This is a genomic window from Janthinobacterium sp., from assembly GCF_031995485.1.
Classification (GTDB): Bacteria; Pseudomonadota; Gammaproteobacteria; order Burkholderiales; family Burkholderiaceae_D; genus Janthinobacterium.
In genome coordinates, this window is record NZ_DAMAGB010000001.1 from 136,691 (window position 1) to 162,255 (window position 25,565).

Consider the following 25,565-nt stretch of genomic DNA (forward strand, 5'->3'; position numbering starts at 1 on the left):
AGCGTCATTTGGTTTGGGAAACACAAAGCCCGGCTGGGAAACCATGCCGGGCAATGTAGTCTCAGGAATATAGAAATTTAATCACCTCTGGAGTGATACATGAAAGCACTGCTCGATCTATTCAAGCAAGTACAGACCAACGAGACCTTCGATGCAATCAAGATCGGTCTCGCTTCGCCTGAGAAAATCCGTTCGTGGTCCTACGGCGAAGTCAAAAAGCCGGAAACCATTAACTACCGTACCTTCAAGCCTGAACGCGATGGCCTGTTCTGCGCCAAGATCTTTGGCCCGGTCAAGGACTACGAGTGCCTGTGCGGCAAGTACAAACGCCTGAAACACCGCGGCGTGATCTGCGAAAAATGCGGCGTCGAAGTCACGCTGGCCAAGGTGCGCCGCGAGCGCATGGGCCACATCGAACTGGCCTCGCCTACCGCGCACATCTGGTTCCTGAAGTCGCTGCCGTCGCGCCTGGGCATGGTGCTGGACATGACGCTGCGGGACATCGAACGCGTGCTGTACTTCGAAGCATATGTCGTGACCGATCCTGGCATGACCCCGCTGAAAAAGTGCCAGATCATGTCGGAAGACGATTACGCCGCCAAGTACGAAGAGTACGGCGACGACTTCACCGCCTTCATGGGCGCCGAAGGTATCCGTGAACTGCTGCGCTCGATCGACATCCACCGCGATGCCGAAACGCTGCGCGTGGAACTGAAGGAATCGAAATCCGAAGCGAAGATCAAGAAATACGCCAAGCGCCTGAAAGTGCTCGAGGCATTCCAGCGTTCGGGCATCAAGCCTGACTGGATGATCATGGAAGTGCTGCCGGTGCTGCCGCCGGAACTGCGTCCGCTGGTACCGCTGGACGGTGGCCGTTTCGCGACCTCGGATCTGAACGATCTGTATCGCCGCGTGATCAACCGTAACAACCGCCTGAAACGCCTGATGGAGCTGCGCGCTCCGGAGATCATCACGCGCAACGAAAAGCGCATGCTGCAGGAAGCGGTCGATTCGCTGCTGGACAACGGCCGTCGCGGCAAAGCGATGACCGGCGCCAACAAGCGTCCGCTGAAGTCGCTGGCCGAGATGATCAAGGGCAAGGGCGGCCGTTTCCGTCAGAACTTGCTGGGCAAACGCGTCGATTACTCCGGTCGTTCGGTCATCGTCGTGGGCCCGCAACTGAAACTGCATCAGTGCGGCTTGCCGAAACTGATGGCGCTGGAACTGTTCAAGCCATTCATTTTCAATAAACTGGAACTGATGGGCCTGGCAACCACGATCAAGGCAGCCAAGAAACTGGTTGAAATTCAGGAGCCGGTGGTGTGGGACATCCTGGAAGACGTGATCCGTGAACACCCGATCATGTTGAACCGTGCGCCAACGCTGCACCGCCTGGGTATCCAGGCGTTCGAGCCAGTCCTGATCGAAGGCAAGGCCATCCAGCTGCACCCACTCGTCTGCGCGGCGTTCAATGCCGACTTTGACGGTGACCAGATGGCGGTCCACGTTCCCCTGTCGATCGAAGCACAGATGGAAGCGCGTACGCTGATGCTGGCGTCGAACAACATCCTGTTCCCGTCGAACGGCGAACCGTCGATCGTGCCGTCGCAGGATATCGTGCTCGGTCTGTACTACGCGACCCGCGAAGCGATCAACGCGAAGAACGAAGGGATGATGTTCCCTGACGTGTCGGAAGTGATCCGCGCCTACGACAACAAGGAAGTCGAACTGACGACCCGCGTCACCGTGCGTATTACCGAATACCCGAAAAACGCCGAAACCGGCGAATTCGAGAAAACGGTGACCCGCTACGAAACGACGATCGGCCGTGCGATCCTGTCGGAAATCCTGCCAAAAGGCCTGCCTTTCTCGGTGCTCAATCGCGCACTGAAAAAGAAAGAGATTTCCAAGCTGATCAACACGTCGTTCCGCAAGTGCGGCCTGCGCGCCACCGTGGTGTTCGCAGACAAACTGATGCAATCGGGTTTCCGCCTGGCGACACGCGCCGGTATCTCGATCTGCGTCGACGACATGCTGGTACCGCCACAAAAAGTCACCCTGATCGCGACGGCCGAATCGGAAGTCAAGCAGATCGAGCAGCAGTACGCTTCGGGTCTGGTGACCGCCGGCGAGCGTTACAACAAGGTGGTCGATATCTGGGGCAAGACCTCCGATGAAGTCGGCAAGGCCATGATGGACCAGCTCAAGGTCGAAGACGTGATCAAGCGCGACGGTACCAAGTCGACGCAGGAATCGTTCAACGCCATTTACATGATGGCCGACTCCGGCGCGCGCGGTTCCGCAGCCCAGATTCGCCAGTTGGCCGGTATGCGTGGTCTGATGGCGAAACCGGATGGTTCGATTATCGAAACGCCGATTACCGCGAACTTCCGCGAAGGCCTGAACGTGTTGCAGTACTTCATTTCGACCCACGGCGCTCGTAAAGGTCTGGCCGATACGGCACTGAAAACGGCTAACTCCGGTTACCTGACGCGCCGTCTGGTCGACGTGACGCAGGATCTGGTGGTGATCGAAGATGATTGCGGCACCATGAACGGCGCCCTGATGAAAGCGCTGGTCGAAGGCGGTGAAGTCATCGAGCCATTGCGTGACCGTATCCTCGGCCGCGTGACGGTGCACGATGTCGTCAATCCTGAATCGCAGGAAACGCTGTACGAAGCCGGCACGCTGATGGACGAAGACATGGTCGAAGAGATCGAACGTCTGTCGATCGACGAAGTCAAGGTCCGTACGCCACTGACTTGCGACACGCGCTTCGGCCTGTGCGCCAAGTGCTATGGCCGCGATCTGGGCCGTGGCATGCTGGTCAACGCCGGCGAAGCCGTCGGTGTGGTCGCTGCGCAGTCGATTGGTGAGCCAGGTACCCAGCTGACCATGCGTACCTTCCACATTGGTGGTGCGGCGTCGCGTGCGGCAGTGGCATCGTCGGTGGAAGCCAAGTCGAACGGTACCATCCGCTTCACGGCAACCATGCGTTACGTGACGAATGGCAAGGGCGCGCAAATCGTCATTTCCCGTTCCGGCGAAGTGCTGATTACCGACGACCATGGCCGTGAGCGCGAGCGTCATAAAGTACCGTACGGTGCGACCCTGATCGTCAAGGACGGCATGGTCATCAAGGCCGGTACGGCGCTGGCAACGTGGGATCCGCTGACCCGTCCGATCATTACCGAATACGCCGGTCAAGTGCGTTTCGAGAACGTCGAAGAAGGCGTCACGGTTGCCCGCCAGGTCGACGAAGTGACCGGTCTGTCCACCCTGGTGGCGATCGATGCGAAACGCCGCGGTTCGCTGACCAAAACGTTGCGTCCGCAAGTCAAGCTGATCAACGACGCGAACGAAGAAGTCAAGATCGCCGGCACCGAACACTCGGTGGCGATCGGCTTCCAGGTCGGCGCGCTGATCATGGTGAAGGACGGTCAACAGGTATCGGTCGGTGAAGTGCTGGCACGTATCCCGACCGAATCGCAGAAGACGCGCGATATTACCGGTGGTCTGCCACGCGTGGCCGAGCTGTTCGAAGCCCGTTCCCCGAAAGACGCCGGCATGCTGGCGGAAGTCACGGGTACGGTTGCGTTCGGTAAAGAAACCAAGGGCAAGCAGCGTCTGGAAATCACGGACATGGACGGCAACAAGCACGAGTTCCTGATTACCAAGGACAAGCAAGTGCTGGTACACGACGGCCAGGTCGTGAACAAGGGCGAGATGATCGTGGACGGCCCGGCCGATCCGCAAGACATCCTGCGTTTGCTGGGTATCGAAGCGCTGGCGCGTTACATCGTTGACGAAGTGCAGGACGTGTACCGTCTGCAAGGCGTGAAGATCAATGACAAGCACATCGAAGTGATCGTGCGCCAGATGCTGCGCCGTGTTCAGATCGTCAATGCCGGCGACACCAACTACATCGTTGGCGAGCAGGTGGAACGTTCGGAACTGCTGGACGAGAACGACCGCGTCACCGCAGAGAACAAGATTCCTGCGACGTACGAAAACGTCCTGCTGGGTATTACCAAGGCATCGCTGTCGACCGATTCGTTCATCTCGGCCGCATCGTTCCAGGAAACCACCCGCGTGCTGACGGAAGCGGCGATCATGGGCAAGCGCGACGGTCTGCGCGGCCTGAAAGAGAACGTCATCGTCGGCCGCCTGATCCCTGGCGGTACGGGTCTGGCCTTCCACCGCGCACGCAAAGAGAAAGAAGCGTGGGAAGTGGAAGAGCGCCAGGCACTGCTGCTGGCAGAAAAGGCCTCGATGGCTGGCGAAGCTGCCGAAGCGTTGCAGGACATCGAAACGCAAGCCCAGCATCACCACGGCGACGAAGCGTAATTTACGCGACTGGCTGACAAGAAACGGCACCTTCGGGTGCCGTTTTTTTTATGGGAACAACGGTATCAGCAAGTCTGCAGTATCGAGCGGCACGCGTTTGTGTGCGCGTCGTGAAACACATAGACGGCGGCCTCGTCATGAAAATAGCCGTCCACCGCGAGCTGTCCCAGGAACACCAGCGGGCCGTGCGGCCCGATGGGCCAGGCGGGCGCCTGCAGCCAGCGGGGCGGCTTCTTTGCATAACAAAACAGCTCCAGCAGTTTTGCCCGCAGCCACTGCGTGCGTTCGCTTTTTTTCGCGTGCTGCGGCGCGGTGTCCAGCAGCGCCGCCACATAGGCCGGCTCCACATCGAGCCACTTCGGCTGCGCCGCCAGCAACAGCGCGTGCAGCTCGGCAGGCTTGTCGGAAACGGCGACCGCAATGCCGGCGGCCTGCAGGAAGTCGTGCAGCGCGCCCTGTGCATTGAGCGCATCTGCCGGATTGCGCAGGTCGAGCGAGATCAGGTAGTGATACAGCGTGTGGCCCGTATGCGCATATCTTGGCGCCGGCTGCGCCGACAACCAATGCTCGGTGTCTGCGTCGGTATAAAGAAGTTGTTCAAAGGCCGCCGTATCGAGCTGGCCCGAGACAAAACCGACCACGCTGCTGGTGGCAGAAGACATGTCAATGCTCCTTTGAAGACGGTGGCTGGTCCACCAAGTTGGAATGGAGTGCGGCGTTGCGGCCAACCGTGGACCGCGCAAACACAGGCGATTATGCACGATGTCCTCTTGCCGCCCGACTCCGTTGACGCATGGGCTCATGCGCCTGCCGCGCCAGTTTCCAGCGTGCTCGTGCTAAGATCTGGCGCATGATTGCCCAAGCCCTGTTCTCTCCCGCCCAGCAGAAGCTGCTGGCACTGCTGTTTGTCCGCGTCAACGAAGGCTTTCACCTGAACGAGATCATGCGGCTGACAGGGCTGGGCAGCGCGTCGGCACAGCGCGAATTGCGGCGGCTGCATGATGCGGGGCTGATCACGTCGGAGCGCATCGGCAATGTGCGGCGCTTCTGGGCCAACAAGGAAAGCCTGGTGTATCCCGAACTGAGCGGGCTGGTGCAGAAGACGTTTGGTTTGGTGGGCGTGCTGAGCAGCACTCTGGGTTCGTTGCGCATGCAGCTGCAACTGGCCTTCGTGTATGGCGCCACGGGCAGTGGCCAGGATTTGCCGGGTGGCGAGATCGACCTGCTGCTGGTGGCCGACGAGGCCAATTATGGCGATTTGCTGACCCGCCTCGCGCCGGCCGAGCGAACCTTGCGCCGCAAAATCAATCCCAATCTGTATACGCTGGCCGACTACCAGCGGCGCCTGCGCGAGGGCCAGCCCTTCTTGCTGCAGGTCCTGCAGCAGCCCAAGCTGTTCGTGATCGGTGACGAACTGGCGTTAAAGTCGATTTCCTTGCCTGAGGTCAGCAGATAGTAATCGCGCTGGAGGATGGCGAAGTTTCTGATATAAAGTGGTGCCACACTAAAACAATATCCGGGACGGATTGATAGCGCGATGAATAAACTACAGGCATTCGGATTGATTGTGTCGCAGGCGGTACGTGGTGAACTGGTGTTTCCCACCAGTGTCAACTCCGCGTTGCAGTTGCAGCTGGCCCTGGCGGAACCCGATTGCCATATCGATCACGCGATCAAACTGGTGCTGGCCGAACCCCTGCTGGCGGCGCGTACCGTCGCGCTGGCCAACTCGGCCGTCTACAGCCGCGGCGATGCGCCGCCCGTGACCAGCGTGCGCGCGGCCGTCATGCGCATGGGCTACCGCAATCTGTATGCGCTGGTGGCGGCGATGGTGGTGCGCCAGTTCGGCAGCAGGATCGTCGACCCGCTGCTGCGCCAGAAGGCGGCCCAGCTGTGGGAGCATACGGCCAATGTGGCCGCGCTGGCGCATGTGCTGGCGCGCCGCGTCACGCATGTCGACCCCGACACGGCGCTGTTTGCCGGCATCGTGCACGAGGTGGGCGGCTTTTACCTGCTGTCGCGCGCCGACGAGTTTCCCGGCCTGCTCGATGAAGATGGCGAACACTGGATGGAATCGGCCGAGGAAATCATTTCACGCGAAGTGATGAAGAAGCTGCTGATCCCGCCGCCCGTCAGCGACGCGATCGAAGGCCTGCGCGATGGCCTGCTGGCGATTCCTCCCGATTCCCTGCTCGACACCTTGCTGCTGGCGAAACAACTGTCGCCGGTGCCGTCGCCGCTGCAGACGACCTTTATCGAAATGCTGACGCCGTCGGACTCCGTGATCGACTTCATTATCGATAACGAGACTTTGCAAAGCATCCTGGCCGAGTCTCAGGAAGAGGTGCGCTCAATGAGCGCCGCCCTTCTGGTGTGAGAACACCTGACATAACCTACTGCGCGTCGCGATTTGCGGCCTCCGATGCTCACTGTGCTCAAGCACAGTTCCGCTTCTCAGCCGCAACTCACTGCCGCTCGCTACGGTTTTGTCAGGCGTTCTACCTCTGATGGTATAAAACTGGCCCGGCACCAGCACGCCAACAATGTTGTCGGATTACGCGAGGCTGCGCCTCGCTGATCCGACCTACAATTGCTGGGCGATCCAGCGGTCTACCTTGGCTTCCAGCAGTTTCAGGGGCAGGGTGCCGTCGCCGAGCACCACTTCATGGAACTTCGGCAGGCTGAACTTGTCACCGAGAGCGGCCTGCGCGCGCTGGCGCAGTTCGATGATTTTCAGGGCGCCGATCTTGTAGCCCAGCGCCTGCCCGGGCCACGCCATATAGCGTTCCGTTTCGCTGCGCGCCACGGCGTCGTAACCGAGCGTGTCGCGCATGTACTTGATGGTCTGCTCGCGCGTCCAGCCCTTGGTATGCAGGCCAGTGTCGACCACCAGGCGCACGGCGCGCAGCATTTCGTCGTTCAGGTGGCCAAAATATTGCGCCGGATCGTCGAACAGGCCCATTTCCTTGCCCAGCGTTTCCGCATACAGCGCCCAGCCTTCCGTAAACGCGTTGTTGCCGCCAAAACGGCGGAAGTTCGGCAGGTCCATTTCCTGCACCAGCGCCAGGTGGAAATGGTGGCCCGGCTTGCCTTCGTGCAGGAACAGGGTGGTCATGCCCGTGTCGCCATACAGTTTCGGGTCGGTCACTACCGACCAGAACACGCCCGGGCGCGAGCCGTCGGCGGCCGGTGCCGTATAGTGGTCGGCGGCCGTGTCGCGGCTCAGTTCAGGTTCCAGGCGCAGGTCCAGCGGCGCTTTCGGCACCAGGGTAAACAGGGCCGGCAGCTTGGTGTCCAACAGCACGTTGAGCTTGCGGTAGACATCGAGCACTTCCTGGTCGGTCTTGAACGGGCGGAATTTCGCCTGCTCCGAGACCCACACGGGCAGGCCGGCGGCCGGACCCGTATAGCCCATTTTCGGCCCGACGATCGCGTACTGGCCCTGGATGCGCGCCACTTCCTTCAGGCCGATCGCATGAATCTGCTCCGGCTTCATGTCGGTGGTGGTGCTGGCCGCCACGCGTGCCTGGTACCAGGCGGCGCCGTCGGGCAGGGCGCTCCAGCCGCTGGTGGTGCGGCCGGCCGGCAGATATTCGGTTTCCATGAAGGTGGCCAGGCGCTGCAGGGCCGGCATCAGCCTGGTGCTGATGACGCCAGTATATGCCTGCGTCAGGCGCGCCTTGTCTGCATCGCTGAAGGCGGCCGGCAGATTCTTGACTGGCGTGTAATACACGCTGTCCTGCGGCGTGGCGCTGACCAGCTTTTTGAATTGCGGCAGGGCGGACTCGATCAGCGCCTTCGGCAGCACGATGTTCTTCTGCATGCCGGTGCGCATGTTGGCAATCGCCTGGTCGATCCAGCCGGGCAATTGATCGAGCCGGCTCAGGTAGGCGTCGTACTGCCTGACGGTGACCAGCGGCTGCGAGGCTTCGCCACCGGCGTAGTTGGCCAGCGTGACCGGCATGCTGTCCATCTGGTTCAAGGGCAGCAGGTATTCCGGAAAGCGCTCGAACGACAGGGCGCTCGCCAGTTCATAGTCGAGGATGTCGTAGTTGATCTGGTCCTGCTGCGACAGCTGCTGGCGCGAAATCGCGCGCAGCGTTTTCTGGTACTGGCGGTACAGGGCAAACTGTTTCGCGCGCGCGGCCGGCACGATGGCCGAGCCCAGCTGGTCGTCAAAACGGTTGTCGCCGCTCTCGGTGGCGTTGATCGGCTCGAAACGGGCCAGCGCATCGTAGTACTGGTCGGCCACGACCTGCAATTGCTGCTTTGCTTGCGGCGAACTGACGGCGACAGGCTTGGCTGCCGTCGTGGCGGCAGGCCGGACCGCGTGCGACAGTGGTGCAAAGGCCAGCAACAGGGAGGCGGCGACGGTGCCGAGTACAAAACGATGCTTCATGCGCGATGTCCTTGGTAAGGAGAATGAACGGGAGGCGCTGTCGGGATGGACAGCGGCCGGGGCGTAAGCATACGCCATCACCCAACTCGCTTGCAGGAAATATTGCGCTCCCTACCGCTTGCCTGCCGCAGGCAGCGCCGCCTTCATCGCCTGCCAGGAACTGCTGGCCAGTGGCAGGCAGTTCGGGCAGGGCGTACCAGCGATCAGTGCCGTCACGCGCTGCACGCGCGCCGCCGTTTGCGGATGCGACGAGATCCAGCCCGGTGCGGCCGTCTTGCCGCTGTCTTCGTCGCGCATCTTCTGGAAAAACGTCAGCATGCCGTCCGGACGGATGCGCGCACGCTGCAAGGCTTGTACGCCGAGCCGGTCCGCTTCTTCCTCCATGTCGCGGCTGAAATACATGGCGCCGGCCTGGTGCGCCAGCATGGCGGCCACGGCGCTGATATCGCCGATGGTCACCGCCACCAGCGCGCCCCAGCCCAGGCTGGTAATCATCTGGCGCAAGGAATGGCGCTGTTCCACGTGCTGCACTTCATGCGCCAGCACGCCGGCCACTTCACCGGGGCTGCTCGCCTGGCGCAGCAGTCCCGTATGCACGACGATAATGCCGCCCGGCATGGCGAACGCATTGACGCTGTCATCCTGCTTGACGAACCAGCGGTACTGGTAGCGCGAGCCCTGCGTCAGGCGCTGGCCGATTTCATGCACCGCCTGCTGTGCGGCGCCGCTGCCGGCAAGCTGGCCCTGCGCGCGCACTTGCGCCAGCGCCAGCTCGCCCAGCTGTTTTTCCGTCGACAGGGGAATCAGGCCGGCCAGCGCGCCGATGGCGTTGCTGCCTTGCCACCAGAACAGTGCGCCGGCCAGCACCGCCGCGCTCGTCAGTCCGGCCAGCCAGCCGGACACCTGCCGCCGGTTGTGCTTGCGTTCGCGCCACAGCTTGTGCAGCGGCGGCTGCAAGGAAGCCGGCGCGTCCTGCAGCACGGTGGCGATGGCCTCCGCACCCAGCGGCTGGAGCGTCGCCTGCCGCCCCTGCGTGTCGAGCCAGTTCAGGAACAGTTCGGGCTGCTCCATGCCGCCCACGCTGACGATGAGTTGGTCGATCTCCACGCTGATGCCCAGGTCGTGCAGCACCAGCTGCTTGCCGAAGAAATGGGCGGTAACGGAGGTGGTGCCGGCGGGGCCGGACAGCAGGGCAGCGAAGGTCTTCATGCGGCCGCCTCGGCAAATCGCGTTTCATAAAGTGCCGCCATCAGGTCGGACTGGCTGATAATGCCGGCCAGCCGGTCTTCGTCGTCGACGATGGGAATATGGTGGTAGCCGGCGTCGGCCATCAGCGGCACCAGGTCGATGATGGGTGTGCCCAGGCGCGCCGTGCGTGGCCGTGCCGTCATCAGCTGGCCCACCACTTCCGGGCGATCCGTATGCGACAGGCCGCTGCGCTGCAGGATGGCGCGCAGGCGGTGGCGCATGCCCTGGTAGTCGTCGAGGCCGCCGTGGCGCAAAAAGTCCGTCTGCGTGATGATGCCGGTCACGCGGCGTGCGCGGTTCAGCACGGGCAGGGCGCCGATATCGTGCGTGCGCATCATGCGCCAGGCGTCGTCGAGCGGCGTGCCGAATTCCACGCTGAGCACATCCTTCGACATGATGTCGGCACAGGTGACGACGCCGAAACGGCGCTGGTAGGCGCGCAATTCGGTTTGCAAAAAGATCGCCTGCAGGTCGTCGCGGCTGATGTCGAGCACCTCGCCGTGCTGGCGCAGTACCGCATCCAGGTCATCGGCTGTAAAGCCCAGGCGCGCGCTCGGCGCCTCGTCGCTGGTCGCGTGCGGATGGGCGGGCGCCAGTTGCTGCGTGTGCGGATAGCGGCGTCCTGTCAGGTTGTTGTACAGCACGGCGCAGGCGACCAGGATGGCCGAATTGAACAGCACCGTCACGAACACGAATTCGAAGCCGGCTGCCTGCACGCTGGCGCCGCCGACGACAGTGGTCAACGCCACCGCGCCGCCGGGCGGATGCAGGCAGCGCAAGGCAAACATGGCGGCAATCGCCAGGCAGGCGGCCAGCGCCGCCACGCCCACACTTGGCCCCAGCCACCTGACGCAGGCGACGCCGACCAGGCCGGACACCACATTGCCGCCCACTACCGACCACGGCTGGGCCAGCGGGCTGGCGGGCAGGCAGAACAGCAATACGGCGGAGGCGCCCATCGGCGCGATCAGGTAGACACTGGCGCTGTCGGGGGCCAGCAGGAAATGGCAGGTCAGGCCTGTCAGCAGCAGGCCGCAGATGGCGCCGGCACAGGCGCGCAATTGTTCGCGGCGGCTGCCATTGTTCGGTTGCGGCAGCCAGCGGGAGAATAGGGAAGTGGACATGGTTGGAAGGCGCGTTGTACTTCGCGCTGCGCGGTATCAGCCTGTCATTATCCCATGCGTTACCATTTGTTGCCGGCGCGCTTATATGTTTTACGCATAAGCACAGTGCGAATCAGTTGTAGATATTTCTGTGCTGCAGGCATATTCTATACAGTCGCGCTCGCTGTCACCGTGCAGCCTGCCCCATGTTTTTCTTACCAGGAGTCCGCATGCGTCTTGCCCTTATCCTTGCCAGCCTCATGATGTCCGGCGCCGCCCTGGCTGCCGCGCCCACGCCCGCCACTGCTCCGGCCGCCGCCCAGCATCTGCCGTACAACGCCGCCGCCGATGCCAAGGCTGAGGTAGCCCGCGCGCTGGCCGACGCCAGGGCCGCCCATGTGCCGGTGCTGCTGATCTTTGGCGCCAACTGGTGCGAAGACTGCCGCGCGCTCGACAAGGCCTTGAAGGAAGGCAAAAATGCGGAACTGATGAAGCAGGAATTCAAGGTCGTCAAAGTCGACGTGGGCAACTTCGACCATAACCTCGATGTGGCGAATGCGTATGGCAATCCGCTGAAAAAGGGCATTCCGGCCGCCGTGCTGGTCTCCAGCAGCGACAACCAGGTGCTGTACGCCACCAAGGGCGGCGAACTGGCAAACGCGCGCCGCATGAGCGAAAGCGGCATCTACGACTTTTTCAAGCACGCCGCCACGCTCAAGCAGCCAGCTATCTGAGCATCAGGTGTTGACCTGGCTGGTGGCCAGCTTCCTCGAGTGTGAATACGCTGACCACCTGCGCCAGGCGCGCCGCCTGATCCTGCAGTGACTGGGCGGCCGCTGCCGCTTCTTCCACCAGCGCCGCATTTTGCTGGGTCGCATCATCCATCTGCGTCACCGTCGCGTTCACTTGCGCAATGCCCTGGCTTTGTTCCTGGCTGGCCGAAGCGATTTCACCCATCAGGTCGGCCACCTGCTGCACCGACACGACGATGTCCTGCATGGTGGCGCCGGCCGCATCGACCAGCTTGCTGCCGGCCTCAACCTTGCTGCCCGAGTCGACGATCAGGTCCTTGATTTCCTTGGCCGCCGCCGCCGAGCGATGGGCCAGGTTGCGCACTTCGGTGGCCACCACGGCAAAGCCGCGCCCCTGTTCGCCGGCACGCGCCGCTTCCACCGCGGCATTGAGCGCGAGGATATTGGTCTGGAAGGCAATCCCGTCGATCACGCCGATAATATCGGCGATCTTGCGTGAACTGTCCGTGATCGCACTCATCGTCTGCACCACCTGGCCCACCACATCGCCGCCCTTGATGGCGTGTGACGAGGCCGATACCACCAGCTGGTTGGCCTGGCGCGCATTGTCGGCATTCTGCTTCACGGTCGAGGTCAGCTCTTCCATGGCGGCCGCTGTTTCCTCCAGGCTCGACGCCTGGCTTTCCGTGCGGGCCGACAGATCCAGGTTGCCTGTGGCGATCTCGCTGGAAGCGGCTGCAATCGCCACGGTACTGTCGCGAACTTCGCGTATCGTCATGTTGAGCGAAGCGACAAAGCGGTTGAAGGCCGAGGCCAGCGCGCCGACTTCATCGCTGGACTCGACCACCATGCGGCGGCTCAGGTCGCCATTGCCGCTGGCGATATCGCCCAGCATGTCGGCCGCGCGCGCCACCGGCGCGGCAATCGCGCGGCTGATCACGTAGATGATCAGCAGGGCCACGCCGCCACCGACCAGGCCGGCCACCAGCGCGGCGATCAGCGCCGAACGCATCACATTGCCCAGCACTTCCGCTTCCGGTACTTCGGCCACCACGTACAAATTGAGTTCCGGCACAAACGAAGCGGCAACAAAACGTTTGCCGCCCGGCGCGCTGTAGATGCTGGAGGCGTATTTTTTACCCGTCAGCAGGCTGGCGCTCAGTTGTTCGTTAAAACCCGGCAAGTCTTTCATCAGGTGCTTGCCATCGGCCAGCGCCGCATCGCGATGGATCAGCACGGTGCCATTGGCGCGCACCAGATACACATAGCCGGTCTGGCCGATCCGGTAGCTGCGGATGGTTTCGGCCAGCGCATTGATAGCCAGGCCCAGGCCGGCCGCGTACGGCTTGCCGCCGGCCGTCTGGCCGCGCGCATTCAGGTACAACATCACGCTGTCCGAATCGACGGCCTTGTCGATATCGAGCGTATAGGCCTTGCCGCTGGCCAGCAGGCCGTAGAACCACTGGTCCGACGCGGCGTTCTTGTCCAAGGTGCGCAGCAGGCCGTCGGTGGTGAAGTATTTGCCGGTATTGCCCGAAGCCCAGTTGATCGAGGCCGCCTTGTTTTTTGTCTTGATGGCGGTGGCGTAGCGCTGGAAACTGGCGATGCCCTCGTCGGGCAGGCCGGCGTCTTCCCAGTCCTGCAGATAGGTATCGTTGGCCATGGTCTGCACCACCGCCAGCGGCTGGCTGATCTGGCGCAGCACATCGTTGCGAATCTCGCCCACCTGGGCCGGCAGCTCCTGGCTGACCACGCGCTCGCGTACATAGTCGCTGCTCATGCGCACGCTGAGGAAGGACGAAATCGCCATGAACAGCAGCAGGCAAAAGCCCATGCTGAACATCAGTTTTTTCTGGATCGAGAGACGGCGGAGGAGGTGCATGGAAAGCCTTGTGCGTAGGCCCGCGCAATAGTGCAGGCAAGCACCGAAGTATACCGACTGTCAGTGGCGGCACGGCATAAAAGCCTGTCTTTGGATCAGTTTATGTTGCGATGCAGCAACGTGGTGAAAGTGCAATCATGCAGATCAAATAATCAATCTCAGGCCGGCAAGCCATGCGCGATCAGTTCCAGAGGAAGCTCCGTGCTGTATTTGATCTGTTCCATCGAAAACGCCGACGACACGCCCAGCAGCTGGGCCGCCTTGATCAGTTTTTTGTAGAACAGGTCATAGCCCTTGATATCGGTGGTGACCACCTTCAGCAGGTAGTCGATATCGCCGCTCATGCGGTGAAATTCCTGCACTTCCGGCATCACGATGACGGCGGCGGCAAAGCGGCGCAGCCATTTTTCATCATGCTGGCCGGTGCGCACGCTGACGAACACGGTAACCGGCAGGCCCACTTTCTGCCGGTTGACGATGGCCACGCGGCTCTCGATATAGCCCTCTTCTTCCAGCCGCTTGACGCGTTTCCAGCAGGGCGTGCCGGACAGGCCGATGCGCTCGCTCAGCGCGGCGATCGACAGCGTGCCGTCGCTTTGCAGCGCGGCCAGGATGGCGCAATCGAATTTGTCGAGGGGGGCGGCAGGTGAGTTCATTTTTATTTTAAAGGTTTAGTAGCATGTACATGCTATTTAAAGGGTGATATGCAGAGTATTTTGGCATATCTTCACGGGCAGCGCTTGGTAGACTGATTGTCTGCCCACCTTGTACCTTGACCGAAGCGACGAACATGAAAGACATCTACCTCGATTGCAATGCCACCACCAGCGTCCTGCCTGCCGCCGTCACTGCCGCCAGCGCGGCCATGGCGCAGGGTTATGGCAACCCCAGCAGCACGCACGCCACCGGCCTGCAGGCGAAAGCCATGATGGACGGCGTACGCAAGCTGGCACGCCGCCTGCTGGGCACGGGGGAAGGGCGATTGATGTTCAACAGCGGCGCCACCGAAGGCATCCAGACGGCCGTGCTGTCGGCGCTGTGCGCGCTGCGCGAGCGGCGCGATGCGGGCCAGCGCATCGGCAGCCTGCTGCTGTACGGCGCGACCGAGCACAAGGCGGTGCCGGAAAGCCTGGCGCACTGGAACCGCTTGCTGGGCCTGAACCTGACCTTGCGCCAGCTGCCGGTCGATACCGATGGCCGCCACGACCTGGGTGCATTGGGTGAATTGATCGGCGACACCGCCATGCTGTGCACCATGGCGGCCAACAATGAAACGGGCGTGATCAGCGACCTGACGTCGATCGCGCAGCTGCTGCACCAGCGCGGCGCGGATGCGTACTGGATGGTCGACTGCGTGCAGGCGCTGGGCAAGCTGCAGCTGAACCTGGCGGCCACGCGCATCGACTATGCGCCGTTTTCCGGCCACAAGCTGTATGCGCCGAAAGGCATCGGCATGCTGTACGTGCGCGCCGGCGCGCCGTTTACGCCGCTGATGATGGGCGGCGGCCAGGAAACGGGCCAGCGCTCGGGCACCGAAAACATGGCCGGCATCGCCGCGCTGGGCGCGGTGCTGGCAGCGCTGGGCGACGGCACCACCTTCCGCAGTCATGCCGAACTGGCGCAGTTCCGCACACGCCTCGCCGCCAGCCTGGAGCAGGCCTTGCCCGGCATCGTGTTCAATATGCCGTTCGATCTGTCGCTGCCGACTACCCTGAATTTTTCCGTGCCGGGCCTGTCGTCGAAAGAGTTGCTGGACCTGTTCGATGCGGCCGGCGTGCGCGTCAGCTCGGGCAGCGCCTGCTCCGCTTCAAAGGCCTTGCCCAGCTATGTGCTCGAAGCGATGCAGGTGCCGCAGTGGCGCGCCAGTTCGGCCATCCGCCTGTCGTTCGGCCCCTTGAGCGACGAGGCGATGATCGCCACCGCCTGCGAGCGCATCGAGCGCTGTGGCGAGGCGCTGCGCAGCAGCTGTCTGCTGCCATCCGCGCTGGCCCCCTTGGCGGCCCTGCGCGATGGCGTGACGGAGCTGAGCGTCGACGGGCGCACCGCCTGGCTGCTGACGGACGCAGCCAGTGCCAGCTGTGTCGTGATCGATCCGCTGGCGGCGCTGGTGCCGCGCATCGCCTCGTTCATTCGTTGCCAGGATTACAGGCTGCGCGCCATCGTGCAGACTGCAACCTCGCAGGAAGGCGACGCGGCCCGCCAGGCCTTGGCTGCCGCACTCGATATCACGCAGCTGGACGCGTTCGACGCGCAGGACCGGCTGGCGTTTGGCGCCGGCCTGCGCCGGGTTGCCTGTGGCGATGCAGCCGCTTATGTACTGGGCCGGGATTTTGCGTTTGTCGGCGCGCTGGCGCCGCAGGCGGCGATCGCCGCGTGCGGCGATGCCGTGCATCCTGATACGGTGCTGTGCGCCTCGCGCGACGATGGCAGCGTCTGCACTACCGTGCGCGCGGCACAGCACGAGGTGACGACGGGCGCGCCGCAGCTCGATGCGGCTGGCCTGGCGGCCTTTTTGCGCACGCATGCGCACGCCATGGTGATCGATGTGCGCGAGGCGTATGAGCATGCGGCCTGCGCCACGAACGTGTTCGACGGCTTTGCCGTGCACAGCGTGCCGCTGAGCCGCCTGGCCAGTGAAGTGGCCGGCTGGCTGCAGGAGCCGCAGCGTGCGCTGGTATTTGTCTGCCGCAGCGGCAACCGCAGCGCGCGGGCCGCCGCCTGTCTGCACCGTCTCGGCCACCAGGCCGCCTGGCAATTGAATGGCGGCCTGGCCATGGCCACGCTTGCCACGCGCCCCTCGCTGGCGTTTGCCGCCTGATCCAGCAATGTTCCTGTTCCTCCTGCAGAGTGGTGAGAAAGCCACTCTGCAGGATGGCTTTCTTACCGAATAGAATCATTCTTCCTGCCTTGCGGACACTTTCTGGGTCCGCACCCCTGCCAAAGCCCCGCGTATGTTCGCTAGCGCACGGTGCCATACCGCACGCGCACCTACGATGAAGTTCAGAAAATCTCTCTGATGTTGAGATTCGTCGCAACGCTCCGGTACTTTGCTTTCCGTCTTCGCCAGTCTCTGCTTTGCTCCTGCAAACCGGCCCTGGCATGGCGGCGGGTGCCGTCGCTTCATGCGCGCACCTAGCGAGGCCAAGTTGAAAGAGTACACAGCAGTAGTCAAGGAAAAATTCTCCCGACTCAAGGACATTTTCCAGGGCGATCCCCATGCGGGCCGAGGGGGGGATACCTTCGACGCGGCACGCGACGACGCCTTGCCCTTGCGTTCGGAATTGTTCAGCGCCATGCAGATGGCCGCGCACGGCAAGAATATCGCCACCGGCCATGCGGTCGGCAAGCGTCACGGCCGCGACCGCCTGCTGGCGCGCCTGGCCGATAATGCCGCGCTGATCACCGCCACCGTCAATGAACTGACGGAGACCGTCAAAAGCGGTCGCCAGGTCACGCCCGCCTCGGAATGGCTGCTCGATAATTTCTACCTGATCGAAGAACAGATTCGCACCACGCGGCGCCACCTGCCGAAAAACTACAGCAAGGAACTGCCGCGCCTGGCCACCGGCGTTGATGCTGGCTGCCCGCGCGTGTATAAAATTGCGCTGGAAATCATCTCGCATGGCGATGGCCACCTGGACCTGGAAAACCTGTGCCACTTCGTCGAGGCCTACCAGGATGTCGCCACCCTGACCCTGGGCGAACTGTGGGCCGTGCCCATCATGCTGCGCCTGGCGCTGATCGAAAACCTGCGCCGCGTGGCCGCGCGCGTGGCCGACGACCGCATGCAGCGCGACCTGGCCAACAGCTGGGCCGACCAGATGATGGAGATCGCCGACAGCAACCCCAGCGGCCTGATTTTGCTGGTGGCCGACATGGCGCGCTCGAACCCGCCCACCACCAGCGCGTTTGTCGCCGAACTGTCGCGCCGCCTGCAGGGACAAAGCCCGTCGCTGACGCTGGCGCTGTCGTGGCTGACCCACAAACTGGCCGAATCGGGCCTGACCATCGACCAGCAGGTGCAGGCCGAAATCGGCCAGCAGGCGGCCGACCAGGTGTCGATCGCCAACAGTATCGGCAGCCTGCGTTTCCTCGGTACCATGGACTGGCAGGAATTCGTCGAGACCATGAGCGTGGTCGAACAGACCTTGCGCCTGGACCCTGCCGGCACCTATGGCCTGATGGACTTTTCCACGCGCGACAGCTACCGCCATGCGATCGAACGCATCGCCAAGCGCAGCGAGCGCAGTGAACTGGAAGTGGCCGAAATGGCGGTGCAGCTGGCGCAGACGCATGGCGGTGGCAACGACACGCGCAAAGGCCATATCGGCTTCTACCTGGTCGGCCGCGGCGTGCTGATCCTGGAAAAACAGGCCGGCGCCAAGCTGCCATTGCGCGAGGCGCTGGAACACACGGCGCGCGCGGCGCCGCTGGCCGTCTACCTGGGCGCGATCTCGTTCCTGACGCTGGCTGCCAGCGCGCTGCTGCTGGAACGCGCCGTGCGCTACGGCGTCACCGGCTGGCCGTTGCTGGCCCTCGGCGTGCTGGCGCTGCTGGGCAGCAGCCAGCTGGCCGTCGCCCTGGTCAACTGGATCGCCACCCTGATGACCGTGCCGCACCCGCTGCCGCGCATGGACTACAAGGCCGGCATCCCGTCGGATGCGCGCGGCATCGTGGTGGTGCCGACGCTGATCTACAGCGAAGCGAATGTCAAGGAACTGTGCGAGGCGCTGGAAGTGCGCTATCTGTCGAACCGCGATCCGAACCTGCGCTTTTGCCTGCTGACCGATTTTGTCGATGCGCCCACGCAGACGCTGCCCGGCGACGAGCCGCTGCTGCGCCTGGCGCAATCGCTGATCCGCGGCCTGAATGAAAAATACTGCGTCGAAGGCGAGCAGTTCAAGGAAAACGGCGATCCGGCCGATCCGGAAGACCTGGGCCAGGTCGGCCCCTTCCTGCTGCTGCACCGTCCGCGCCTGTTCAATTCGCAGCAGAACGCCTGGATGGGCCAGGAGCGCAAGCGCGGCAAGTTGTCCGACCTGAACCTGTTCCTGCGCGGCGGCGCGCGCGACAAATTCTCGCTGGTCGAAGGCGAATTGCGCGGCCTGCGCACCATCAAATACGTGATCACGCTCGACACCGACACGCAGCTGCCGCGCGACGCGGCGCGCCACTTCATCGCCACCATGATGCATCCGCTGAACCGCCCCGTGCTCGACGCGGCCGGCTCGCGCGTGATCGCCGGCTACGGCATCCTGCAGCCGCGCGTGGCGGTGGCGCTGCCCAGCGCGAACGCCTCGCGCTACGAGCTGCTGTGCGGCGGCGAGCCGGGCATCGACCCGTACACGCGTACCGTGTCCGACCTGTACCAGGACGTGTTCTATGAAGGCTCGTTCATCGGCAAGGGCATCTACGACCTCGACATGTTCGAGCGCGTGCTGGGCCAGCGCCTGCCCGACAATAAAATCCTCAGCCACGATCTGCTGGAAGGCTGCTACCTGCGCGCCGGCCTGCTGAGCGACTCGCAGCTGTATGAAGAATATCCGGCCCGCTATGACGCCGACGTCAGCCGCCGCCAGCGCTGGATCCGCGGCGACTGGCAGCTGATCGGCTGGCTGCTGGGCCGCGTGCCCGGCCGCGGCGGCAAGCGCGAACGCAATCCGCTGTCGATGCTGTCGCGCTGGAAGCTGTTCGACAACCTGCGCCGCAGCGTGGTCGCGCCGGCCACCACCGCGTCCTTGCTGCTGACCTGGGGCTTTTTGCCGCAGGTGGCGTTCTGGAGCGCGGCCGTGCTGGCCATTATCTTCCTGCCACCCGTCGTTTCGGCGCTGTACGACCTGCTGCGCAAGCCGCGCGACACCCTGTGGCGCCAGCATCTGGCCGCCTTCGAACGCCGCTGCGGGGTGCAGTTTTCGCACGCCATGCTGACCCTCGTGTTCCTGCCTTATGAAGCCTTCATCAGCCTGGACGCCATCGTGCGCACGCTGTGGCGCCTGAACTTTTCGCACAAGCATCTGCTCGACTGGCGCGCTTCCAATCTGCACAGCTCGAATGGCGGCCTGGGCGACAGCTGGCGCGCCATGTGGATTTCGCCGCTGCTGGCAGTAGCTACGTTTGCCGCCTTGCTGGCCTGGCGTGCGGAAGCCTTGCCGGCGGCCGCCATCATCTTGCTGCTGTGGCTGGTCGCACCCGTCATCGCCTGGCGCATCAGCCGTCCGATCGAACGCGCCGTGGCGCGCCTGTCGGCCGAGCAGGGCCAGTTCCTGCATGGCGTGGCCCGCAAGACCTGGGCCTATTACGACACCTTCGTCGGCCCGGACGACAACTGGCTGCCGCCCGATAACGTGCAGGAGCATCCGAGCCTGGTGGTGGCGCACCGTACCTCGCCGACCAATATCGGCCTGGCGCTGCTGTCGAACCTGACCGCCTACGATTTCGGCTATATCACCATGGGCCAGCTGATCGAGCGCAGCCGCGCCACCTTGCACAGCATGGGCGAACTGGAACGCTTCCAGGGCCATTTCTACAACTGGTACGACACGCAGACGCGCAAACCGCTGCAGCCGATGTATATCTCGACGGTCGACAGCGGCAACCTGGCCGGCCACCTGCTGACATTGCAACCTGGCCTGGTCGAGCTGTATGACGCGCCGATTATCGGCAAGCAGATCGTCGACGGCATCCGCACCACGGCGCAGGTGCTGCAGGAATTCATTACCTCGGACAGTGACGGCAAGGGCGCGCGCGACGCGCTGGCGCTGCTGCTGGCCGACGCGGCGCCAGCCAGCCTCTCGGAGTGGCACGCCTACCTGGGTGCGGCCAACAGCGCCGCCGACGCGCTGCTGACGCTGTCGCTGCATGACAGCGACACCGAACTGGCGATGTGGGGCGATGCGCTGGCGCGCCAGTGCCGCGCGGCGCTGGCCGAACTGCTGCAGCTGGCGCCATGGGCTGCCCATGCGGGCCTCGATGGCTCGCTGGCGCGCGTGCCGACCCTGCGCGAACTGGCCACGCTGGAAGCGCCGGCCGGCATCCTGCCCGAGCTGGCCGGCCTGCTGGCGCAAGGACGCGAGCAGGCGATCCGCAATGTGCGCGATATCGCCCAGGCCGCAGGCCAGGCGCGCGACTTCGCGCAGATCGAATATGGCTTCCTGTACAACCCGTCGACCAAGCTGCTGGCCATCGGCTACAACGTCAGCGAACGCCGCCTCGACGCCAGCTATTACGACTTGCTCGCTTCCGAAGTGCGCCTGGCCAGCTTTATCGCCATCGCCCAGGGCCAGCTGCCGCAGGAGCACTGGTTTGCGCTGGGCCGCCAGCTGTGCATGGTGGCCGGCCAGCCTGTCTTGCTGTCATGGAGCGGCTCGATGTTCGAGTACCTGATGCCGCTCCTGGTGATGCCGAACTACCCGAATACCCTGCTTGACCAGACCTATCACTCGGTGATCGAAGCGCAGATCGACTATGGCCGCCAGCGCGACGTGCCGTGGGGCGTATCGGAGTCCGGCTACAACACGGTCGACGCCAGCCTCAATTACCAGTACCGCGCGTTCGGCGTGCCGGGCCTGGGCCTGAAACGCGGCCTGGCCGACGACCTGGTGATCGCGCCGTATGCCAGCATGATGGGGCTGATGGTCAAACCGGAAGAGTCGTGCCAGAACCTGCAGCGCATGCAGGCGGCCGGCTACATGGGACGCTATGGCTTCTTCGAAGCGATCGATTTCACGGCGGCGCGCCTGCCGCGCGGCCAGACCAGCGCCGTGATCCGTTCGTACATGGTGCACCACCAGGGCATGGGTTTCCTGGCCCTCAGCTACCTGCTGCACGACCGTCCGATGCAGCGCCGTTTCGAATCCGATCCGCTGCTGCAATCGGCGCTGCTGGTGCTGCAGGAACGCACGCCGCAGGCCGGCGCCTTCTACTCGAACACGGCCGAACTGGCGGTGCTGCGCAGCGGCGCCACTGAGCAGACCATGCCGATGCGCATCCTCACGCAGGCCAACAGCGCCGTGCCGGAAACGCAGCTGCTGTCGAATGGCCGCTACCACGTCATGGTCAGCAACGCCGGCGGCAGCTACAGCCGCTGGAAAGACCTGTCCGTGACGCGCTGGCGCGAAGACAGCACGCGCGACAACTGGGGCAATTTCTGTTACCTGCGCGACCTTGATGATGGCGAAGTATGGTCCACCACCTACCAGCCGACGCTGGTCGAGCCGAAGAAATATGAAGTGATCTTTTCGGAAGGGCGCGCCGAATTCCGCCGCGCCGACAATGAGCTGGACCTGTACACGGAAATCGTCGTTTCGCCCGAGGACGATATCGAGATCCGCCGCACCCGCATCAGCAACAACTCGAACCGCCAGCGGCGCATCGAGATCACCAGCTTTGCCGAAGTGGTGATGGCGCCGGCGGCCGCCGACGCGGCCCACCCGGCATTCAGCAAACTGTTCGTGCAGACCGAAATCCTGCAGCAGGAAAACGCGATTCTGTGCACGCGCCGTCCGCGCTCGAAAGACGAGCAGATGCCGTGGATGCTGCACGTGATGACGGTGCACGACGCCGAAAACTATGAAGTGTCGTTCGAGACCGACCGCTCGCGTTTTATCGGCCGCGGCAACACGGCGCAGCTGCCGCTGGCGCTGCAGCAGGACGGGCCGTTGAGCGGCGGCCAGGGCTCGGTGCTCGATCCGGTAGTGGCGATCCGCTATGTCATCACGCTGGCGCCCGACCAGGCCATCACCATCGACAGCGTGACCGGCATGGCCGAGCAGCGCGATGCGGCGCTGCACCTGATCGACAAGTACCAGGACCGTCATCTGGCCGACCGCGTGTTCGAACTGGCCTGGACGCACAGCCAGGTGGTGCTGCGCCAACTGAACGCCAGCGAAGCCGATGCGCAGCTGTATGCGCGCCTGGCCAATGCCATCATTTATCCGAACGCTTCGCTGCGCGCGGATGCCAGCATCCTGATCAAGAACCATCGCGGCCAGTCCGGCCTGTGGGCGTACGCCATTTCCGGCGACCTGCCGATCGTGCTGCTGCAGATCCGCGACCCGGCCAATATCGAACTGGCGCGCCAGATGGTGCAGGCGCATGCCTACTGGCGCCTGAAAGGGCTGGTGGTCGACCTGGTGATCTGGTACGAGGACCAGTCGGGCTACCGCCAGCTGCTGCAGGAACAGATCATGGGCCTGATCGCCTCCGGCATCGACGCGCAGGCGATCGACCGTCCGGGCGGCATCTTCGTGCGCCTGGCCGACCAGATCGCCAACGAAGACCGCATCCTGCTGCAATCGGTGGCGCGCGCCATCATCAGCGACACGCGCGGCACCCTGGCCGAACAGGTCAAGCGTCCGCCGAGCCCCGTGCTGCGCATGCCGCCACTGATGCTGGAAGGCGGCCGCGAGCTGGTGCTGGCGCCGCACAAGGCACCGAAGCGTGAACTGATCCTGGAAAACGGCCTCGGTGGCTTTACGCCGGACGGGCGCGAATACGTGATCACCACCGGCGGCGACCAGCGCACGCCGGCGCCATGGTCGAACGTGCTGGCCAACGCGCAGTTCGGCACCGTGATTTCGGAAAGCGGCCAGGCCTATACCTGGAGCGAAAACGCGCATGAATTCCGCCTCACGCCATGGCATAACGATCCGGTGTCCGATCTGTCCGGCGAAGCGTTCTATATCCGCGACGAAGACAGCGGCCAGTTCTGGTCGCCCTCGGCCCTGCCGGCGCGCGGTACCGGCGACTACGTGACACGCCACGGCTTCGGCTTCAGCGTGTTCGAGCATACGGAAAGCGGCATTGCCAGCGAACTGTGTACCTATGTGGCGCTGGATGCTCCCGTGAAATATTCGGTCGTCAAGCTGCGCAACAACAGCGGCGTGGCGCGCCGCCTGTCCGTCACCGGCTACGTGGAATGGGTGATGGCCGACCTGCGCGCCAAGTCGGGCATGCATGTGGTGACCGAAGTGGACACCATCAGTGGCGCGCTGTTTGCGCGCAATAACTACAACACGGAGTTTTCGGGCCGCGTGGGCTTCTTCAATACCGACGCCAGCATCCGCTCGATCACCTGCGACCGCAATGAATTCATCGGCCGCAACGGCAGCCTGGCGCAGCCGGCCGCCTTGCGCCGCGTGCGTTTGTCGGGCAAGGCCGGCACGGGACTCGACGCCTGCGCCGCGATCCAGGTACCGTTCGAACTGCAGCCGGGGCAGGAGCGCGAAATCGTCTTCATCCTCGGCGTGGGCGGACGCCGCAATGCCGACGCCAGCACCATGGTGCAGCGCCACATGGGCAAGGATGCGGCCCGCGCGGCGCTGGCCAATGTGCACGCGCACTGGGAAACCACGCTGGGCGCCGTGCGCATCGAAACGCCGGAGCCGACGCTGGACGTGATCGCCAACGGCTGGCTGATGTACCAGACCATCGCCTGCCGCATGTGGGCGCGCAGCGGCTACTACCAGTCCGGCGGCGCCTACGGCTTCCGCGACCAGCTGCAGGATGCGATGGCGATGATTCATACCAAGCCGGAGCTGCTGCGCGGCCACCTGCTGGTCAGCGCCGCGCACCAGTTCCTCGAAGGCGACGTGATGCACTGGTGGCATCCGCCAGCCGACCGCGGCGTGCGCACGCACTGCTCGGACGATTATCTGTGGCTGCCGCTGGCCGCCTGCCGCTATGTCAAGGCGACCGGCGACCTCAATGTGATGTCGGAAGTGGTGCACTTCATCGAAGGGCGCGCCGTCAAGCCGGAGGAGGATTCGTATTACGACCTGCCGGTGCGCTCGAACGAATCGGCCGACCTGTACGAACACTGCGTGCGGGCGATACGCCACGGCCTGCGCATGGGCGTGCACGGCTTGCCGCTGATGGGTTCGTGCGACTGGAACGACGGCATGGACAAGGTGGGTGAACACGGCAAGGGCGAGAGCGTGTGGCTGGCCTTCTTCCTGTATGAAGTGCTGCAGCGCTTTGCCGAGGTGGCGGTGCTGCGCGGCGACGAGGCGTTTGCCCAGTTCTGCCGCGACGAAGCGGCCAAATTGTCGGCCAATGTCGAAGAGCATGCCTGGGATGGCGAGTGGTACCGCCGCGCTTATTTCGACGACGGTACCCCGCTCGGCTCGCACACCAACGAGGAATGCCAGATCGATTCGATTTCGCAAAGCTGGGGCGTGCTGTCGGGCGCGGCCAACCAGGAACGCGTCACCGGCGCCATGCGCCAGGTCGATGCGCGCCTGGTGCGGCGCGATTCGGGCGTGATCCAGCTGCTCGATCCGCCGTTCGACAAGGCCGACCTGAACCCGGGCTACATCCGCGGCTATGTGCCGGGCGTGCGTGAAAACGGCGGCCAGTACACGCATGCGGCGATCTGGACCGCGATGGCGTTCGCGCACATGGGCGACAGCGAAAAAGCGTGGGAGCTGATGCGCATGATTAACCCCGTGCGCCATGCCGAAGACGCCGAGTCGGTGGCGCGCTACAAGGTCGAACCGTATGTGGTGACGGCCGACGTGTATGCCGTCTCGCCGCACGTCGGGCGCGGTGGCTGGAGCTGGTACACGGGATCGTCGGGCTGGCTGTACCGCCTGATCGTGGAATCCCTGCTGGGCGTGTCGCGCGAAGCGAACCAGCTGCGCCTGGCGCCAGTCATGCCGGCCGAGTGGAAGACCTTCAAGCTGCATTACCGCTTCGGCGCCAGCAGCTACGCCATCACGGTGGAAAAAGCGCAGGGACAGGCCGCCGGCCTGTCGGTCGACGGCGTGGCTGTTGCCGGCGACACCATCGCGCTGCGCGACGAAAGCCGCGAGTATCAGGTGACATTGCGGGTCTGA

At 63.7% G+C, this 25,565-nt stretch carries 12 protein-coding genes; 6 read left to right on the forward strand and 6 right to left on the reverse strand.

From position 1 onward, the window contains the following. Positions 1–99: 99 nt before the first annotated feature. A complete protein-coding gene (gene rpoC / locus RTQ46_RS00685; RefSeq protein WP_312433973.1) occupies positions 100–4,347 on the forward strand; it encodes a DNA-directed RNA polymerase subunit beta' in 4,248 nt (1,415 codons plus the stop codon). A gap of 65 nt (positions 4,348–4,412) precedes the next feature. Here the strand turns inward: rpoC and RTQ46_RS00690 are convergent, their stop codons facing one another. Further along, positions 4,413–5,009, reverse strand: a complete 597-nt coding sequence (locus RTQ46_RS00690) for a hypothetical protein (protein WP_312433974.1) — start codon at positions 5,007–5,009, stop codon at positions 4,413–4,415. Between the two features lie 188 nt (positions 5,010–5,197). On the opposite strand from RTQ46_RS00690, the gene RTQ46_RS00695 reads away from it, so the two are divergent. Together RTQ46_RS00695 and RTQ46_RS00700 are read left to right on the forward strand one after the other, a co-directional pair. Next, positions 5,198–5,803, forward strand: coding sequence for a helix-turn-helix domain-containing protein (locus RTQ46_RS00695; RefSeq protein WP_312433975.1), 606 nt, complete (start codon positions 5,198–5,200; stop codon positions 5,801–5,803). A gap of 81 nt (positions 5,804–5,884) precedes the next feature. Next, positions 5,885–6,724 (forward strand): HDOD domain-containing protein, encoded by an 840-nt coding sequence (locus RTQ46_RS00700; RefSeq protein WP_312433977.1) that lies wholly within the window; start codon positions 5,885–5,887, stop codon positions 6,722–6,724. Positions 6,725–6,931: 207 nt separating this feature from the next. Here the strand turns inward: RTQ46_RS00700 and RTQ46_RS00705 are convergent, their stop codons facing one another. The 3 genes from RTQ46_RS00705 to RTQ46_RS00715 all read right to left on the reverse strand — a co-directional run bounded on the left by RTQ46_RS00705 (position 6,932) and on the right by RTQ46_RS00715 (position 11,118). Beyond that, complete coding sequence (locus RTQ46_RS00705) at positions 6,932–8,746, reverse strand: DUF885 domain-containing protein (protein ID WP_312433978.1); 1,815 nt, start codon at positions 8,744–8,746, stop codon at positions 6,932–6,934. A gap of 111 nt (positions 8,747–8,857) precedes the next feature. Next, complete coding sequence (locus RTQ46_RS00710; RefSeq protein WP_312433980.1) at positions 8,858–9,955, reverse strand: M48 family metallopeptidase; 1,098 nt, start codon at positions 9,953–9,955, stop codon at positions 8,858–8,860. Next, on the reverse strand, positions 9,952–11,118 hold the full coding sequence (locus RTQ46_RS00715; RefSeq protein ID WP_312433981.1) for an HPP family protein: 1,167 nt from the start codon (positions 11,116–11,118) through the stop codon (positions 9,952–9,954). Before RTQ46_RS00715 ends, RTQ46_RS00710 begins: the two co-directional genes overlap by 4 nt. Before the next feature lie 209 nt (positions 11,119–11,327). Here RTQ46_RS00715 and RTQ46_RS00720 point away from each other — a divergent pair, with 209 nt between their 5' ends. Next, positions 11,328–11,831 carry a thioredoxin family protein gene (locus RTQ46_RS00720; RefSeq protein ID WP_312433982.1) on the forward strand — a complete coding sequence of 168 codons (504 nt, stop codon included), beginning with the start codon at positions 11,328–11,330 and terminating at the stop codon, positions 11,829–11,831. On the opposite strand, the gene RTQ46_RS00725 is transcribed toward RTQ46_RS00720, so the two are convergent. Continuing rightward, positions 11,824–13,731: a methyl-accepting chemotaxis protein gene (locus tag RTQ46_RS00725; protein ID WP_312433984.1), complete on the reverse strand. Its 1,908-nt coding sequence runs from the start codon at positions 13,729–13,731 to the stop codon at positions 11,824–11,826. The genes RTQ46_RS00720 and RTQ46_RS00725 overlap by 8 nt on opposite strands. Positions 13,732–13,889: 158 nt before the next feature. Then, the gene (locus RTQ46_RS00730; protein ID WP_312433985.1) at positions 13,890–14,387 is read right to left on the reverse strand and encodes an Lrp/AsnC family transcriptional regulator; all 498 of its coding nucleotides are present in this window, start codon (positions 14,385–14,387) and stop codon (positions 13,890–13,892) included. Between the two features lie 134 nt (positions 14,388–14,521). On the opposite strand from RTQ46_RS00730, the gene RTQ46_RS00735 reads away from it, so the two are divergent. Beyond that, positions 14,522–16,549, forward strand: a complete 2,028-nt coding sequence (locus RTQ46_RS00735) for an aminotransferase class V-fold PLP-dependent enzyme (RefSeq protein WP_312433986.1) — start codon at positions 14,522–14,524, stop codon at positions 16,547–16,549. Between the two features lie 304 nt (positions 16,550–16,853). Then, the gene (locus RTQ46_RS00740) at positions 16,854–25,565 is read left to right on the forward strand and encodes a GH36-type glycosyl hydrolase domain-containing protein (protein ID WP_409518280.1); all 8,712 of its coding nucleotides are present in this window, start codon (positions 16,854–16,856) and stop codon (positions 25,563–25,565) included.